Origin of the sequence: Nitrospira sp. (assembly GCA_015709715.1) — a bacterium.
In the GTDB taxonomy this organism is placed as follows: domain Bacteria; phylum Nitrospirota; class Nitrospiria; order Nitrospirales; family Nitrospiraceae; genus Nitrospira_A.
In genome coordinates this window covers 2,224,384-2,239,422 of record CP054184.1, presented here as the reverse complement: position 1 = coordinate 2,239,422, position 15,039 = coordinate 2,224,384, and the positions used below count along the sequence as shown (strand labels likewise).

Annotated in this window: 12 protein-coding genes and 3 pseudogenes; 13 read left to right on the top strand and 2 right to left on the bottom strand. The window is 61.0% G+C overall.

The genetic code is table 11. The features are described from left to right. Window positions 1–52: 52 nt before the first annotated feature. The 11 genes and pseudogenes from tmpT (at window position 53) to HRU82_10650 (ending at window position 9,549) form a co-directional block, all read left to right on the top strand. Window positions 53–697, top strand: coding sequence for a thiopurine S-methyltransferase (gene tmpT / locus HRU82_10700; protein ID QOJ35383.1), 645 nt, complete (start codon window positions 53–55; stop codon window positions 695–697). Further along, window positions 649–2,127, top strand: coding sequence for an MFS transporter (locus HRU82_10695; protein QOJ37176.1), 1,479 nt, complete (start codon window positions 649–651; stop codon window positions 2,125–2,127). Before tmpT ends, HRU82_10695 begins: the two co-directional genes overlap by 49 nt. A gap of 144 nt (window positions 2,128–2,271) precedes the next feature. After that, a pseudogene (locus tag HRU82_10690) lies at window positions 2,272–4,395 on the top strand (AAA family ATPase). A 14-nt stretch (window positions 4,396–4,409) separates the two neighbouring features. Further along, window positions 4,410–5,735 (top strand): McrC family protein, encoded by a 1,326-nt coding sequence (locus HRU82_10685; GenBank protein QOJ37175.1) that lies wholly within the window; start codon window positions 4,410–4,412, stop codon window positions 5,733–5,735. 195 nt (window positions 5,736–5,930) lie between these two features. Beyond that, window positions 5,931–6,206, top strand: coding sequence for a type II toxin-antitoxin system Phd/YefM family antitoxin (locus tag HRU82_10680; GenBank protein QOJ35382.1), 276 nt, complete (start codon window positions 5,931–5,933; stop codon window positions 6,204–6,206). Continuing rightward, window positions 6,206–6,547 (top strand): type II toxin-antitoxin system RelE/ParE family toxin, encoded by a 342-nt coding sequence (locus HRU82_10675; GenBank protein ID QOJ35381.1) that lies wholly within the window; start codon window positions 6,206–6,208, stop codon window positions 6,545–6,547. The genes HRU82_10680 and HRU82_10675 overlap by 1 nt, the downstream gene beginning before the upstream one ends. A 275-nt stretch (window positions 6,548–6,822) precedes the next feature. After that, window positions 6,823–7,230 (top strand): annotated as a pseudogene (locus tag HRU82_10670) (ATP-dependent DNA helicase). 179 nt (window positions 7,231–7,409) lie between these two features. Beyond that, the gene (locus HRU82_10665; protein ID QOJ35380.1) at window positions 7,410–7,931 is read left to right on the top strand and encodes a hypothetical protein; all 522 of its coding nucleotides are present in this window, start codon (window positions 7,410–7,412) and stop codon (window positions 7,929–7,931) included. A gap of 34 nt (window positions 7,932–7,965) precedes the next feature. Then, window positions 7,966–8,333: pseudogene (locus tag HRU82_10660) on the top strand (nuclear transport factor 2 family protein). Between the two features lie 100 nt (window positions 8,334–8,433). Then, window positions 8,434–8,997: an FABP family protein gene (locus tag HRU82_10655; protein ID QOJ35379.1), complete on the top strand. Its 564-nt coding sequence runs from the start codon at window positions 8,434–8,436 to the stop codon at window positions 8,995–8,997. 141 nt (window positions 8,998–9,138) lie between these two features. After that, window positions 9,139–9,549: a hypothetical protein gene (locus HRU82_10650; protein ID QOJ35378.1), complete on the top strand. Its 411-nt coding sequence runs from the start codon at window positions 9,139–9,141 to the stop codon at window positions 9,547–9,549. Window positions 9,550–9,705: 156 nt separating this feature from the next. On the opposite strand, the gene HRU82_10645 is transcribed toward HRU82_10650, so the two are convergent. Then, window positions 9,706–11,490, bottom strand: a complete 1,785-nt coding sequence (locus HRU82_10645; protein ID QOJ35377.1) for a glycoside hydrolase family 15 protein — start codon at window positions 11,488–11,490, stop codon at window positions 9,706–9,708. Between the two features lie 50 nt (window positions 11,491–11,540). Between HRU82_10645 and HRU82_10640 the strand changes: the two genes are divergently transcribed. Both HRU82_10640 and otsB read left to right on the top strand, forming a co-directional pair. Then, window positions 11,541–13,772 (top strand): trehalose-6-phosphate synthase, encoded by a 2,232-nt coding sequence (locus HRU82_10640; protein ID QOJ35376.1) that lies wholly within the window; start codon window positions 11,541–11,543, stop codon window positions 13,770–13,772. Between the two features lie 8 nt (window positions 13,773–13,780). Beyond that, window positions 13,781–14,548: a trehalose-phosphatase gene (gene otsB, locus HRU82_10635; protein QOJ35375.1), complete on the top strand. Its 768-nt coding sequence runs from the start codon at window positions 13,781–13,783 to the stop codon at window positions 14,546–14,548. Here otsB and HRU82_10630 read toward each other — a convergent pair. Next, a complete protein-coding gene (locus HRU82_10630) occupies window positions 14,545–15,030 on the bottom strand; it encodes a macro domain-containing protein (protein ID QOJ35374.1) in 486 nt (161 codons plus the stop codon). The two genes, otsB and HRU82_10630, sit on opposite strands and share 4 nt — an antisense overlap. Between the last annotated feature and the right edge of the window lie 9 nt (window positions 15,031–15,039).

Below are 15,039 nucleotides of genomic sequence, written 5' to 3'. Positions count from 1 at the left end.
GCGTAAGATGGCCGCACGGTTGTTGTTCATCTCTTACGGGAGGTTAGGGAGCATGGAGCCACAGTTTTGGCATGATCGGTGGGCAAGCAATGAAATCGGTTTTCACAAGAGTGAAGCCAATCCGCTGCTCGTGAAATATGTCGATGCACTGTCGCTGGCGAAGGGCTGCCGTATGTTCCTGCCGTTGTGCGGCAAGACGCTCGATATCGGGTGGTTGCTGTCTCGCGGCTATCGGGTGGCCGGGGCGGAATTGAGTGCCATCGCCATCGAGCAATTGTTCGCGGAACTCGGCCTGATACCGGTGATCACCAGAGTCGGCAGACTCGATCATTACCGTGCCCCGCAGCTCGACATTTTCGTGGGCGACATCTTTGAGGTGACGCTTGGGCAGCTGGGTCCGGTGGACGCGATCTACGATCGAGCGGCGTTAGTCGCCCTCCCGCCACCGATGCGCGGTCGATACGCGGCTCATCTCGCGACGCTCACCGCGCATGCGCCGCAACTGCTCATCTCCTTTGAGTATGACCAGCGGATGATGGAGGGCCCGCCCTTCTCGGTCGGCGAAGAGGAGATCCGACAGCACTATGGTCGGCAATATGACATCACGGTCCTGGCCAGCCTCGATGTCCCCGGTGGCCTCAAAGGACGCTGCCCGGCCACAGAACGCATGTATGTGCTGAGAAAAGGAGGACGCTAGTGGTGGACAGAGCGCAAACGGCTTCGGTTCGATGGATTCTCGCCAGCCTGTCCTTGTCCGTGTTGCTGTCCTCGATTGGGACGAGCATTGCGAACGTGAGCTTGCCGACCTTGGCGCAGGCGTTCGGCGCCTCCTTTCAGCAGGTGCAATGGGTCGTGCTCGCCTATCTCGTCGCCATTACGACCATGATCGTCAGCGTCGGACGGCTCGGCGACATCATGGGGCGTCGGCGACTGCTGATGGTGGGCGTCGCCTTGTTCACCGTGGCTTCCGCGCTCTGCGGAAGCGCACCCACGTTGTGGCTGCTCATCGTCGCCCGAGCAGCGCAGGGGCTCGGGGCCGCCATTATGATGGCCCTGACTATGGCCTTTGTCGGTGACACGGTGCCCAAAGCCAGGGTCGGCAGTGCGATGGGGCTGCTTGGCACGATGTCCGCAGCCGGTACCGCACTGGGCCCTTCCCTCGGTGGCCTGCTGATTTCAGCACTTGGCTGGCGGGCTATTTTTCTCATCAATGTGCCGCTGGGCCTCACCATTCTGGTGCTCATCCATCGCTACCTCCCGGTCGATGAGCATCGGCAGAAGCCGGAACAGCCTGGGTTCGACTATGTGGGTACCCTCCTGCTGGCGGTGACGCTCGCGGCCTATGCCCTAGCGATGACGGTTGGGCGCGGCAACTTTGGAACACGCAACATGGGGCTGCTGGTGACGGCCCTGCTCGGCATCGGCCTCTTCATCGTCGCCGAGGGACGGGCCGGTTCACCGTTGATCCGGTTGACGCTGTTCCGCAATGTGTTATTGAGCGCAAGTCTCTCCATGAGCCTGCTCGTCTCGACCGTGATGATGGCGACCCTCGTGGTCGGGCCCTTCTATCTCTCGCAAACGCTCGGGCTGAGCGCGGTTCGTTTGGGGCTGGTGTTGTCGATCGGTCCCCTCTTCGCCGCGCTGGCTGGGGTACCGGCTGGGCGGCTGGCAGACGATTTCGGCACTCATCGCATGACCGTCGTGGGGCTGATCAGTCTCGCGGCCGGTTGCTTCATGCTCTCCATGCTGCCGACGGCATGGGGGATTGTCGGCTACATCGCCCCCATCGTCGTCATCACGGTCGGCTATGCGCTGTTCCAGACGGCCAACAACACGGCGGTGATGATGGACATTCATCCCGACCAGCGGGGCGTGATCTCCGGCCTGCTCAACCTCTCGCGTAACCTCGGGCTCATCACCGGCGCATCCGTCATGGGTGCCCTGTTCACTTTCGCGTCGGGGGTGCCCGATATCACCACGGCCCCTCCCGAAGCCGTCGCGACGGGGATGCGAGCCACGTTCGCCATTGCGGGACTGCTGATCCTTGTCGCGCTGGCAATTGCGGTTGGCAGCCGGGCATCGGGAATGCGATCCGTGCTGGTTCAAGACGTATCGACGTGCCGATGATCACAAGGTCCAGTGGAGAGGCTCCCCTCGCCTCTTTCGGGCTGGCTGCTGAAGTCTCCCTTTGATAGACTGGCGCCCGTTTGCGTCAAAGGCAGTGCTCCGGTTTGCCGAGATAATGTTCACTGCTGCTAGGGAGATCACACCATGAGCGATTTCCAGCAAATGTACGCCCTGTGGGATGAATTCCTGACCGTCTGGCCACACGCGCGGTTGGCCACGATGACGTTGGACGAATACACCCAAGTGGGTTCAAAGGACAGCTTTACCCACTGGATCGAATCACGGCTCGACAAATTGGGCAGCATTTGGGGTGGGTCCTCGTTCAAATTCGGCGTCTTCTCACGCAAGGACACCGAAGGCAAGGTATCGGATGCCAAGCTCAGCTACTCCGACACCCACGGTTGGTATTCGTCCCTGGGCGCGACCTCCACGGAAGCCTTCGAGAAGGTGCGCAACTACGTGGCCCAGGTGGCGGACTTGGCCGAGAAAGGCGATCTGGAAGGCATCGAGTCTTTCAAGCATCTGGGTGAGGCCTTCAAATGGAAGATCGCCTTCCATTACCAGAATCGGCAGGCTCCGGTGATCGTGGACATCTTCAAGCGCGCGCCGCTCGCCGTCTATGTGGGCGGCACCGCGAACCAGAGCATGGCAGTGCTGCAAGAGGCGACGCTGGCAAAACGGCCTACCGAATTGGGCATCCTGGAATTTGGGCGGCAGGTATGGGATGCGTGGAGCAAGAAAAATCTGCCAATCTGGAAGCTCTCGCACGGGCTGAACGATTTTTCTGCGGACGAACGACAGCATTACCTGCAAGCCGAATTGGGTGTGATGCACGGCGAAACGGCAAAGGGCCAGGGAAAAGATTTTCAGGAAGCTTCTGTAGGCGATCTGTTTTACCTGTGCCATGGTAACGAAAGCCTACTGCTGGTTGGCCAGTTCATCTCCGCATCCGACCCCAGCGACAAGGGTGACGGCTGGCTGCAGCGCCGCTATCGAGTACTGAAGCGGGCCATCAAGCAGGGAGGTTATCAAGGCGGCCAGAAGGGATGGACGCCCAACTACCGCTCCACATTCAAACAAGTACCCCCGCACGACCTGCCGGAATTTGAATCCACCTTGCTCAAGCCCTTCTTCGACGCCGACCTGGCGGAGCTGGCTGCATTGTCTGGCGAGCCCATCGAGGAGGCTCGTGCAGATAGTGCCAGCAAGCCACTGTCTGCAACCGCTTCGGCCCAGACTGGGGCTAATCAGCCCGTTGCCACCTGCGTCAACCGCATCTACTACGGTCCGCCGGGAACCGGTAAAACCTATAGACTGATGCAGCTGCTCAAACGGGACTACGAGCAGCAGCGTTACAGCTTTGTCACCTTCCATCAATCATATGGCTATGAAGAGTTTGTCGAGGGCCTGCGCCCAGTGCTGCAGGGTGATGAGGAGGCCGGCGAAGTGGCCTACCAAATCCGTCCCGGCGCCTTCAAGGAGCTGTGCCGCAAGGCACGCTAGTCGCCCGAACAACGTTTTGCCATGGTCATCGACGAGATCAACCGGGGCAACATCAGCAAGATCTTTGGCGAGCTGATCACCCTGATCGAGCCCGACAAACGTGACCCGCTCGATGGCAACATGCCGCCGTTGGAATTGACGCTGGCGTATTCGGGCGAGAAGTTTTCGGTGCCAGCCAACGTGGACATCATTGGCACGATGAACACGGCAGATCGCTCGCTGGCCTTGCTGGATATGGCCTTGCGCCGCCGCTTCGACTTCGTGCCGCTGCTGCCCGACACCTGTGCCGAAAAGCTACCCGGCGAGCCGCACAGTGCGCCGCTGGCCGGGCTGGTGGTGACCACGGAGGTAGACCTTATCGACATTCGCCGGATGCTGGGACGGATCAACGAGCGCATCGAGACGCTGTACGACCGCGACCATTGCATTGGTCACGCCTATTTCACCCCACTGGGCGACGTGGCAGACGGCCCGGCGCGTTTCGAGAAATTGGCGGAGATCTTCCGCAAGCGCATCCTGCCGCTGCTGGAGGAATACTTCTTCGAGGACTGGCGCAAGATTCGGCTGGTGCTGGGCGACAACCAGAAGCCTGATGCGGCGCAGTTCGTACGGGAGAGCGACAATCACGAGGACGACCTGACTCGTCTGTTCGGCAGCAGCCACGACCTGAACGGCTACGCCGCCAAGCGACGCTATTCGGTGCAGCCTGCTGCCTTCTCCAGTCCCGCTGCTTACATTGGTATCTATCAATCCCTGATGGCCTGAACGGTTGATCTATGATGAACAACATCATGGTCTACGAGTTCGACACGCTAACGGGGAACAGTGTGGGCATCAAGGGCGCCGACGGTGCACATCTCATCCCGAACAGGGTGTATCAGTGGCTTGAGGACCGGTGCTTGCGGGCAGCTGAGAAAGGTGACGCTGTGTGGCTGCGCCTTGCCCAGCGCCGTGGTTGTCGCGTCGTGCAAGTCACCAGCTTCGTCGGCGTGATCCGCGCCCCGGATGGCTATCAGATCGAGGTCTTGCCCAAGGTCGGAAAGGCTATCGGGGGTGGCTATAGTGAGGCGAGAGAACTGCTGGTCGAGATGCTGAGCTGCCTGGGTGGCTTCCGCCACATCCAGACTGACAGCGCCAAGCTGCTGGCCCGACGGATGCCCTTGCTGGAGGTGTTCATCAGTGAGTTTCTGTGCGCCGTTGAGCACGTCGTCAAGCGTGGCCTACGCAGCGATTACCGTGAACAGCAAGACAACCTGTTTGCTCTGCGCGGCAAGCTGCAGATGGCCGCACACCTGCGGCAAAACCTGTGTCGGCGTGACCGCTTCATTACCGAATTCGACGAATTTTCTCCCAACCGACCAGAAAACCGCTTGCTGCACGCGGCGCTGCGGTGCGCACTAGCGTGGACGGCCTCGCAGGCCAACCAGCAATTGGCACGGGAGCTGTGTTTCGTGTTCGCCGATATTCCTACATCGGATGGGCCAGACACAGATTTCGGACGGGTGCGCCTCGATCGCGGCATGGCGCATTACGACGCGGCGCTGGCCTGGACCCGTTTGATTCTGCAGGGTGAATCCCCGCTTACCGGCAGCGGCGATCATCGTGCACCGTCTCTGCTGTTCCCAATGGAGACCGTGTTCGAGGCCTTCGTCGCCAAGCATCTGGCCCGGCAACTACGGTCAGGTTGCACGCTGCGCGCGCAGGCACGACAGTTCTCGCTGGTCAGACATCAAGGCCAGAACTGGTTCTTGCTCAAACCCGATGTACTCGTTCAGGATTCGGGCGACAACCGTCTGGTGTTGGACACCAAGTGGAAATTGATCGACAGCCTCAATGCCAACCGTTCAGGCAAGTACGAGCTGGATCAGGGCGACTTCTATCAGCTGTATGCCTACGGCCAGAACTATCTCGATGGCCAAGGTGACGTGGTGCTGATCTATCCCAAAACGGATGCCTTCGCCCAGGCGTTGCCCGTATTCGAGTTCCCAAAATCTGCCGCACTGCGTCTGTGGGTACTGCCGTTTTGTTTGCGCGACAAGAGGCTGTTGCTGCCGTCCTGCGGCAGCCTGGGTGCGTGTTTCAAGCCCCAATCCCCTGCAGATTAGACGAACCCCGAACTTGCCTGCCAACCATCAAGAGATGGCTTTGATAGGACTGAACTCCAAAAGCCGCAGTCCGGTGAATGTCCGCTTTACGAAACCGAGGATGATCGTGCCCGCATCGAGCATGGATCGAGCGCTGTTGCGATCAGACTGGATAAAGACTATATTTAGTCCATATTGGGTCACAGGAACAACGCCATGCGCTATTCTTCGCAGGTCAAACCGATCAGCTACCTCAAGGCCAACGCTGCAGAAGTGCTGACGCATCTGGCCGAGCAGCGCGAACCCCTGGTCATCACCCAAAACGGCGAAGCCAAGGCCGTGCTGCAGGATGTCACGTCTTTTGAGGAAACCCAGGAGACGTTGGCGCTGCTCAAGATTTTGGCCCTTGGCAGCCAGGACGTGGAGGCAGGCCGGGTCAAGCCTATGGCCGGCGTGGTGGCGCGTCTGCGCGCAAAGCGGACCACGGCCTGATGGTCAGCAGACCGAAGCGCTACGAGGTTCTGCTCACCCAGGGCGCGGAGCAGGACCTGGAGTCCATCTGCGATTACATCGCTGAATTCGACTGCGTGGCCAACGCCAACGACGTGCTTGACCGGTTGATGGTGGTCGTGGAGGGGCTGGCTCAGTTCCCCGAACGTGGCAGCTACCCAAAAGAACTTATGGCACTGGGCATCAAGGAGTACCGCCAGACTGCGCTCAAGCCCTACCGCGTGATCTACCGCGTCATCGGCAGGCAAGTCGTCATCTACCTCATCATCGATGGGCGTCGGGACATGCAGTCCCTGCTGGCTCGCCGTTTGCTCGGCGCTTGATACGGAACACCCGCCCAAGATGCTCATAACTTTGGGGGACAGTGGTCTCACGGTCAATCACGCTCCATCAAATTTCTCGGGTCCGGATGTACTCCTTGGCCATTTCTTCGCCCGGCACTCCCCGCCAGAGTCCACGTACGGCCACGCATTCTCCTTCCGTCGATAGCCTCCGGAAACTCGCCTCTCCTGACCCTAGTTGCGGAGCCCTCGCTCTGGTAGACTGGCGCCGATTCGAGTCAGGCCTAAGAAAATGAACCGGACCTGGGGAGGCTGTATTGTTGGCCCAGCACGATGCGCTTACTGCCCGCGAGTTGGCTAGCAAGTTGGAGCTGCCTTCGGTCGAAGTGCTGCAACCCTGGCTCAAACGCCTGCTGGATTGGCAACTCGTGCAAAGCCCGGGGCGCACCCAGGCCACACGCTACTTCGTCGATCCGGGCTTGCTGCGAGGCCTGGAATTCGTCGGGTCGACCACGCTCAAGCGCATCGAGCCCCACCGATTGGCCGCGCTAGTGCTCGAAGACCTGCAGCGGTACCCGCGATCCGCCGTCAGCGAGATCCATCGGCGCGTGGGCGCCGAGATCCACCCTAAACAGATCAAGCGCGCGTTGGATCAGCTGATTGATCGAGGCGCGGTCCGCTACGATGGTGACAAACGTTGGCGGCGTTACTGGGCGGTGTCATGAGCAGGTTATCGGACAACAAGCGCCTTATCGACGAGAACTGGGTGATAGTGGCTGGGCGATATGCCGGTACAGGCCTCATGAATCAAAGCGTTCTATCGGCCGCAGTCGTTGGAGCATGGTCGATAGACGCATCAGAAAAGCCAACGGTCGAGGTTCCGGGAGGGGCCGCATGAGCATGAATGAGGCGGATACCCGCGCTGGTGGCTGATTGGCAGACTGATGAAGCGAACGCAGGCAAGCCTTTTCCGAGCTACGCCCGGCTATTGGCCCGGCGCAGCACCGCCGAAGCCAACAGCCGCTACTCCTGGACGGTGGACTTCTCGGCTCGCCGCGCCAAGGCGCGCGAGGAGATGCAGCCCTTGCTGGACCAAGCGGCCAAGCTTAGGGCTGAGGTGGTTGACCTGAAAGAACAGTTGAAGGGCCTTAAGAAGGAGAAGGCCGCCAAGAAAGTATGTGAGGCGCTTGACGCCCAGATCCGCGAGAAGGATAAATCAGCCCGCGACCTGGAGTTACAAGCTGCCGCCATCGATGCCGCCCTGTTCGATCTCAAGGCGGTCAATCCACATGCCGTCACTACGATGGATCAGCGCACCCCGGCCGAGATCATTACGAACATTGAGACGCAGGGCCGGGTTGTCGCGCAGGCACTCGACCGACTGCGCGCGCTGCTGGCGGCCGACGTGCTGGTGACGCAGGAGTAACGGAAGGAGCCCCATTTGACCAAGGAGACCATCCATGCCGCAGATTACAGAAGCGTTCGCCCGTCGTTTCGGGCAGGAGTGGTGAACGCCTGGAACGCTCACAACATCGATCGCGTACTGGCCCATTACGCCGATGACTGCGAGTTCCGGTCACCCCTCATCATCAACATCGCGAACGAACCCTCCGGCCGTCTCACGGGCAAGCTGGCCATCCGCGCCTATTGGGCTGCGGCTCTTCAAAAGCTCCCGGACCTTCGCTTCGAACTCCTGGATGTGCTCACCGGTGCCGACTGCCTGACGTTGCATTACCGCGGTCATCGTGGGCCGGTGGCGGAGACCTTTTTCTTCAACGGCAGCGGCAAGGTCATTCGCGCGGCGGCCTGCTACAGCGTGGGGCTGTGACCAATTTGAGTCTCGCCGTTCCCTTCTGGTACAAGAGCAGCCGGCTGGGCCCGGTCGTTCGACCGCGCGCATCGTGTCCTAACCAGGAGGAAAGGTGATTATGGGTGACGAGTTGCTTGCGCATCTGGGTCCGTTGGCCGCTTTGGCCGGGGTGTGGGAGGGAGACAAGGGTGAGGATGTGGCTCCGTCCGACGACCGGGGCACCGAACACAATGCTTACCGCGAACGGCTGACGTTCATCCCCTTCGGCCCCGTTATCAATCATGAGCAACGCCTGTACGGCCTGCGCTATTCCACCATCGCCTGGCGCCTGGGGGAAGAATCGCCCTTCCACGAGGAAACGGGGTACTGGCTCTGGGACGCGGCGGCGAAGCAGGTGCTGCGCTGCTTTATCGTGCCGCGCGGCGTGACGGTCTTGGCGGGCGGGACGGCCGAGCCCGACGCGGTGTCGTTCGACCTGTCGGCGGAAGTCGGGTCGGACACGTACGGCATCTGCTCCAACAAGTTTCTCGATGAGGAATTCAAGACCGTGCGGTACACCCTCACGATCACGATGCACGGGCCCGACAGCTTCAGCTATCGGGAAGATACGCAACTGAAGATGAAGGGCCGGGCCGAGCTGTTCCACCACACCGATGCCAATCGGGTGACCAGGGTTGGATAGGTCCATGCGGCATGGCGGCGGGCCCCCTGTACCTGGTATATAGAGAGTGGGCTCAGAATGAGCCTGTGATCGGGCCCGGTAATTGCGCAGGCCCTGCGCCCTGATCACGGGCGACCACCATTTTGCGGAAGGAGGGCAAGGATGAAGAAATTGTTGTGGGCGTCGGCCGCCGTGGCGTTGTTAGCCGGGTGCGCGGGGTTGCCGCAGACATCGAGAACGGCGGCCATCCATGAGATCAAGTTCGAGGCGAATTTAGTGCCTGCGGACTTGACCGTGCGCGTGGGTGATGAAATCCGTTGGGTGAACCACCGGACGTTGCCGGTGCTGATCGACATTCCGGGCCTGAACGCGGAGATGCTGTCCTGCGATCGCGGCTTTTCGAACATGTTCGGGACCGCGCGCGAGTTGACGGAATTGGACCCGAGCAAAAGCGTGAGCTTGTGTTTCAGCAAGCCCATCGTCATCAGCTATAACGCGCGCATGCGGTCGGCTGACCCAGGCGGGATGAAGATCGAGCCGGGCACCATCCGGGTGGTGGCCCCGCCGCAGTAGCCGGTACAACCATCCAACGTCCTCTCGTTCCTTGCTCGTCATCCTGGAGCCGACGTGGTTCCGGGGTGACGGGGTCTCTCGTTCTCCTGATCGGTTCCCCTCGTTGAGATGAATCCTGTTCGGCTCGTGGGAGTGGCTTGCGGGCAGGTATGCCGGTTACAGCACTGTGGCCCAGGATGGGCTGACGGCGAAGGCGGCGTTGATGAGGCCGACGTGGGAATAGGCCTGAGGAAAGTTGCCGAGTTGCATGCGGGTCTCGGGCACGAAGTGTTCGGAGAAGAGCCCGAGGTAGTTGGCGCCGGTGAGGACTTGCGCCATGATCCGCTGAGCTTCTTCCATGCGCCCCAGTCTCGCCAAGGCCTGCACCACCCAAAATGAACAGATGACGAAGCTGGACTGCGGTCGCCCGAAATCATCGGTCCGTAGGTAGCGGAAGTAGAAGCCCGTGTCCTTGCCGTTCGTTTGAACGGCCAGTTCCTGGGCGATGTGCTTCATCGTCGCTTCGCAGACCTCCCGATTGGGGAACCCCAGGATGGGGGCCTGGGCCAAGGAGGCATCGTAGGTGTCGTCGTTGGGCCCGTTCCGCAGTGCCCCGTTTTTGGCGGCATTGAGCAGGGCTTGCGCCGCCCGCGCGCGGGCCGTGCCGATGTCGAACGTGACCGACGGCAGGAATCCCGCCTGCTGCATGCGGTGGGCGCGGTCGAGCCCGGCCCAACACATCAGGTTGGAGAAGGAATGTTCCTGCCACCCGTTGCGAATTTCCCACAAGCCCGCGTCCGGCTGCGCGATGGTGCGCTCGCAGAGCCGAGCGAGGTTCGCGACGAGCTGCTCCTGGTCTCTGGTGCGGAGATCGTAAAAGCGGTTGTCGCAGAAGATCGGAGCCAAAGCGAGGACGAGTTCGCCGTACACGTCGTTTTGGATATGTTCGGCGGCTTGGTTCTGGCTGCGCACCGGGGCGCTTCCCTGGAAGCCCGCCCAGTTCGCATGTTCCGTCTCGGGCAGCGGCAGGTCTTGGCTCAAGGTATAGACGGGGGCGAGGCGCTCACGGGAATGTTCGTGAGTATAGGCGATATTGAGCAAGAACTTCAGAAAGCCTTCCATCTCCTCGAAGTGGCCGAGGTTTTGAAAGGCCGTGAGGGAAAAATAGGCGTCGCGCAGCCAGCAGTAGCGATAGTCCCAATTGCGGGGACCACCCGGCTCCTCCGGGAGACTGGTAGTCAAGGCTGCCAGGATGGCGCCGGTGTCTTCGTAGCAATGGAGTTTGAGGGCGAGGGCGGAGCGGATGACTTCTTCCTGGTACAGGACGGGAATCGAACAATGTTTCACCCACATGCGCCAATAGCGCGTCGTCTGGTCGAGAAACTCTTGGCTGACCTTGGCTAGATCATCCTCGATGCCCAGGCCCCAGGTGAGGGCGAAGTAGGTCTTCTCGGTGAGGGCGAAGGGGCGTTCTTCGTATAGGTAGGTCAAGGGCATGTTGGTCAGCAGCCGGAGGTACTCTCCCCGGATGTCGTACCGCACATGGCTGTTGCCGCGCATGCCGCGGGCGTAGTCCTTCTCCCATCCGGTGACGGGACGGCAGCTCACGCGGATCGACGGGGTGCCGGCCAGGGGCTCCACGATGCGAAAGAGGGCGGCGGGCCGATAGATCCGACCGTACTGTTCGAAACGCGGACAAAAGTCCGTGATCTTGAAGGTGTCCCCTTTGGACGTAGACACCTCCGTCACCAGAATATTTGTATTGGGAAGGTAGCGCTGCGTCGTCTTGACTTGGTTGGAGGACGTAGGGCTTGATATGGAGAAATGGCCCCCCTCCGGGTCCAGCATCCGACCGAAGACGGGGTCACTGTCGGGCCTGGGCAGGCACAGCCAGTCGACCGAGCCGCTTTCGTGGATGTGGGCCGAAACGTGGCAGTTGCCGATGAGTCCGTACGGGTACATGGCTCAGACCATAAAAGATTTTCAGGGCGAAGTAAACTGCCGAAACTAACATGCGTCTGTCTCTCCGCTTCATCCTGCCGCTCTTGGTGGTGCTCGGTCTCGTGGCCTACGCCGTCGTGCCGCTCGTCGATTCGCTCACGCTGAAATGGTTTACGCGGGACCTTGAAAGTCGCTCGAAATTGCTGGCCAGCACCATGGAGGTGCCGCTGGCGGATCTGGTCTCGTCGCGCTCGCGGACGAAGATCTTCGCCTACTTCCACAAGGTCATTCAGGACGAACGACTCTACGCGCTGGGGTTCTGCGACACGCAACAACGCCTGCTGTACCAGACGCTCACCTACCCCGATCAATTGTCCTGTGAAAGCTTGGCTCACTTGGCGCCCGGCTCGTCGGAGGTGGTGACCTTCGCGCAAGGACCGCTGCATGTCGTGGTCGCGAACATTCAATCGGGCGGCAAGGTGCATGGTCGGCTGATGCTCGTCCATGACATGAGTTTCGTGCACCAGCGCAGCACCGATACGAAGTGGTACGTCTTTTACCTCTTTGCCGGACTCGCGACGGTGATTTCCGGGGTGACGGTGCTGGTGGCGCACCTCAGTTGGCGGGGGTGGGTCGCGGGGGTCCGCGCGATGTTGACCAATACGGGACTGCCGACGAAGCAGGATGATGCGCCGTCGCCGGAACTGCATCCGGTCGCCCAGGACCTGCAGGCGTTGATCCGCGAGCTGGAAGCGGACCGCCGCATGCGCGATGAAAGCCAAATCACCTGGAGTCCGGCCAGCCTCAAGACGATTCTCCACGAACACCTCTCAGGGGATGAGATCCTCATTGTCTCGAACCGGCAACCCTACATCCACAACCGGCGCGGGCAAAAGATCGAGGTGCAACTGCCGGCCAGCGGCCTGGTGTCGGCGCTTGAGCCGGTCATGCGGGCCTGTTCGGGCGTGTGGATTGCTCATGGCAACGGCTCGGCCGACCGTGAGGTGGTGGACAGCCGGGACCACGTGCGGGTGCCGCCGGACCATCCTTCGTACGACATCCGCCGCATCTGGTTGTCGCCCGATGAGGAATCAGGCTTCTACTACGGATTTTCCAATGAGGGTCTCTGGCCCCTCTGTCACAACGCCCACGTGCGGCCGACGTTCCGCACCTCGGACTGGGAGCAGTACGTCGCGGTGAACGCGCGGTTCGCACAGGCTGTCGTGGAAGAGGCCAAGACGGACGACCCGGTCGTGCTGGTCCAGGACTATCACTTTGCGCTGCTTCCCAAGATGGTGCGGGAGAAGTTGCCCAATGCGACCATCATCATGTTCTGGCACATTCCCTGGCCCAACTCCGAAAGTTACGGCATCTGTCCCTGGCGGCAGGAGATTTTGGAGGGACTGCTCGGCAGCAGCATCGTCGGGTTCCATACGCGCGAACACGGAAACCATTTCCTGGCCTGCATCGATCGCATCCTGGAGGCGCGCATCGATCGCGACACATCCACGGTCTCATACGGCGGCCGGCTCACGGCGGTGAATCCCTACCCGATCTCCATCGAGTGGCCGTCGCGCTGGCTTGAGAATCAGCGGCCCGTGCCTGACTGCCGCTTGCACATCCGCGAGCGGCACGCGATGGGACCGGATCGCTTGGTGGGGATCGGCGTGGATCGCTTGGATTACACCAAGGGCATCATGGAGCGATTCCTGGCGGTTGAGCGCCTCTTCGAGCTGCAACCGGAATGGGTGGGGAAGTTTTCATTCATCCAGATCGCCGCCCCGAGCCGCACGATCATCGACCAGTATCAACATTTTCATGATCAGGTCTACGCTCTGGCGGAACGGATCAACAAACGGTACGGCCGCGAGGGCTATGAGCCCATCGTGCTGAAGGTCAAACACCATGAGCCTCCGGACGTCTACGAATACTACCGCGCGGCGGAGCTGTGCTTCGTCACCAGCCTGCATGACGGGATGAATCTCGTGGCCAAGGAGTTCATCGCGGCGCGCGACGACGAGCAGGGTGTCTTGATCCTGAGTCAGTTCACCGGAGCGGCCCAGGAGTTGCCCGAGGCATTGGTGGTCAATCCCTACGACATCGATCAATGTGCGGCGGCTCTGCACATGGCGCTCTCGATGTCGCCGAAGGAGCAGCGCGCCCGCATGCGGAGCATGCGTGGGCTGATCCAGGAGTTCAATGTCTACCGCTGGGCGGGACGTATGTTGATGGATGCGGCGCGGATGCGTCGGCGGATCCGCGTCATGAAGCAGGTGGGGCAGGCTCCGGGGCGTGTGCGTTAAACATGCCCATGCTGCGTGCGCTCACAGCTCCGGGGAAGCGACTGCTGGATCGCGTAGCCGCGGAACAGGCTGTTCTCTTCGCCTTTGATTTCGACGGGACCCTGGCCCGGATCGTTCAGGATCGCCACGCGGCGGGGCTCACCCACCCCCTGCGCGATGCGTTGCGGGCGGTGGCGGAAGCGGCGCCTACCGCCGTCATCTCCGGACGATCCCTCGCAGATTTGCGTCCTCGCCTGGATGGGATTCCCGTCCATCTGATCGGCAACCATGGACTGGAAGGCCTGCACGCGTCGGAACGGGTGATGCAGCAGGCCCGGGACTGTTGCCGGGGCTGGCTCAAAGCGGTCGCGCGGGACGAGTCCGCATTGGCCAAGGTCGGCGTGGTGGTGGAGGATAAGGACTACTCGCTCACCTTCCACTATCGTCAGGCCTGCTCTCCGCCCGCGGCGCGCGAAGCGATCTTCCATACGGTAGCCGCTCTCTCCCCTGCCCCGCGTCTGGTATTGGGAAAATCCGTGGTTAATGTCATTCCGTCCGGGAACCTGCACAAGGGGACCGCCATGTTGGAATTGATGCATCAACAGGGCACGGCCGCCGCCTTGTACGTCGGCGACGACGATACGGACGAAGACGTGTTTTCGCTGCCGGATGAGCGCATTCTGTCGGTGCGGGTGGGAAAGAAGCTGATGTCTGCCGCCCAATTGTATCTTGAGCGGCAGTCGCAGATGGGCTCGTTGCTCCGGTATCTGGCTCAGGCGAGGGGGCGTCTGGGCTAGGCTTCCTGTGCGGCCATGCCCTTCTTGTAGAGGGCATAGATGTATACGGGAATGTTCAGGTCCTTCAAGGCTTGCTGCAGCAAGGGATATACCTTCTCCCATTCCAACCCGCCGACGCCTGTGGCCAATCGCGGCAGGGCGAGGCTTTTGACGCCATGTTCCTGCAATTCCTTCTTCAGGGCTTGGAGCGCATGGTTGACGTTGGGCAAAGAGGCCTTGCCCGGACGGTCCTGATCGGTCGTGGGCGGTTCCTGCGTGAACAGATTGATGATGACCGGGGAATTGGGCCCCTTCCAGGACCAGGCCCCGCCCGGTTTGGGGTTGTAGGTCTGGCAATAGTGGCGAAAATCCTTGTACATCCCGGGCCACTGTTCGCGCAGCGCTAAGGCGAGCCCCTGCTTGAAATTGTCGTGGGGAGCCACGCCGTGGGCGATGGCGCTTGCGGTGGATAAGAGGATGTCTCCGGTCACTTCCTTGAGCATGACTGACGC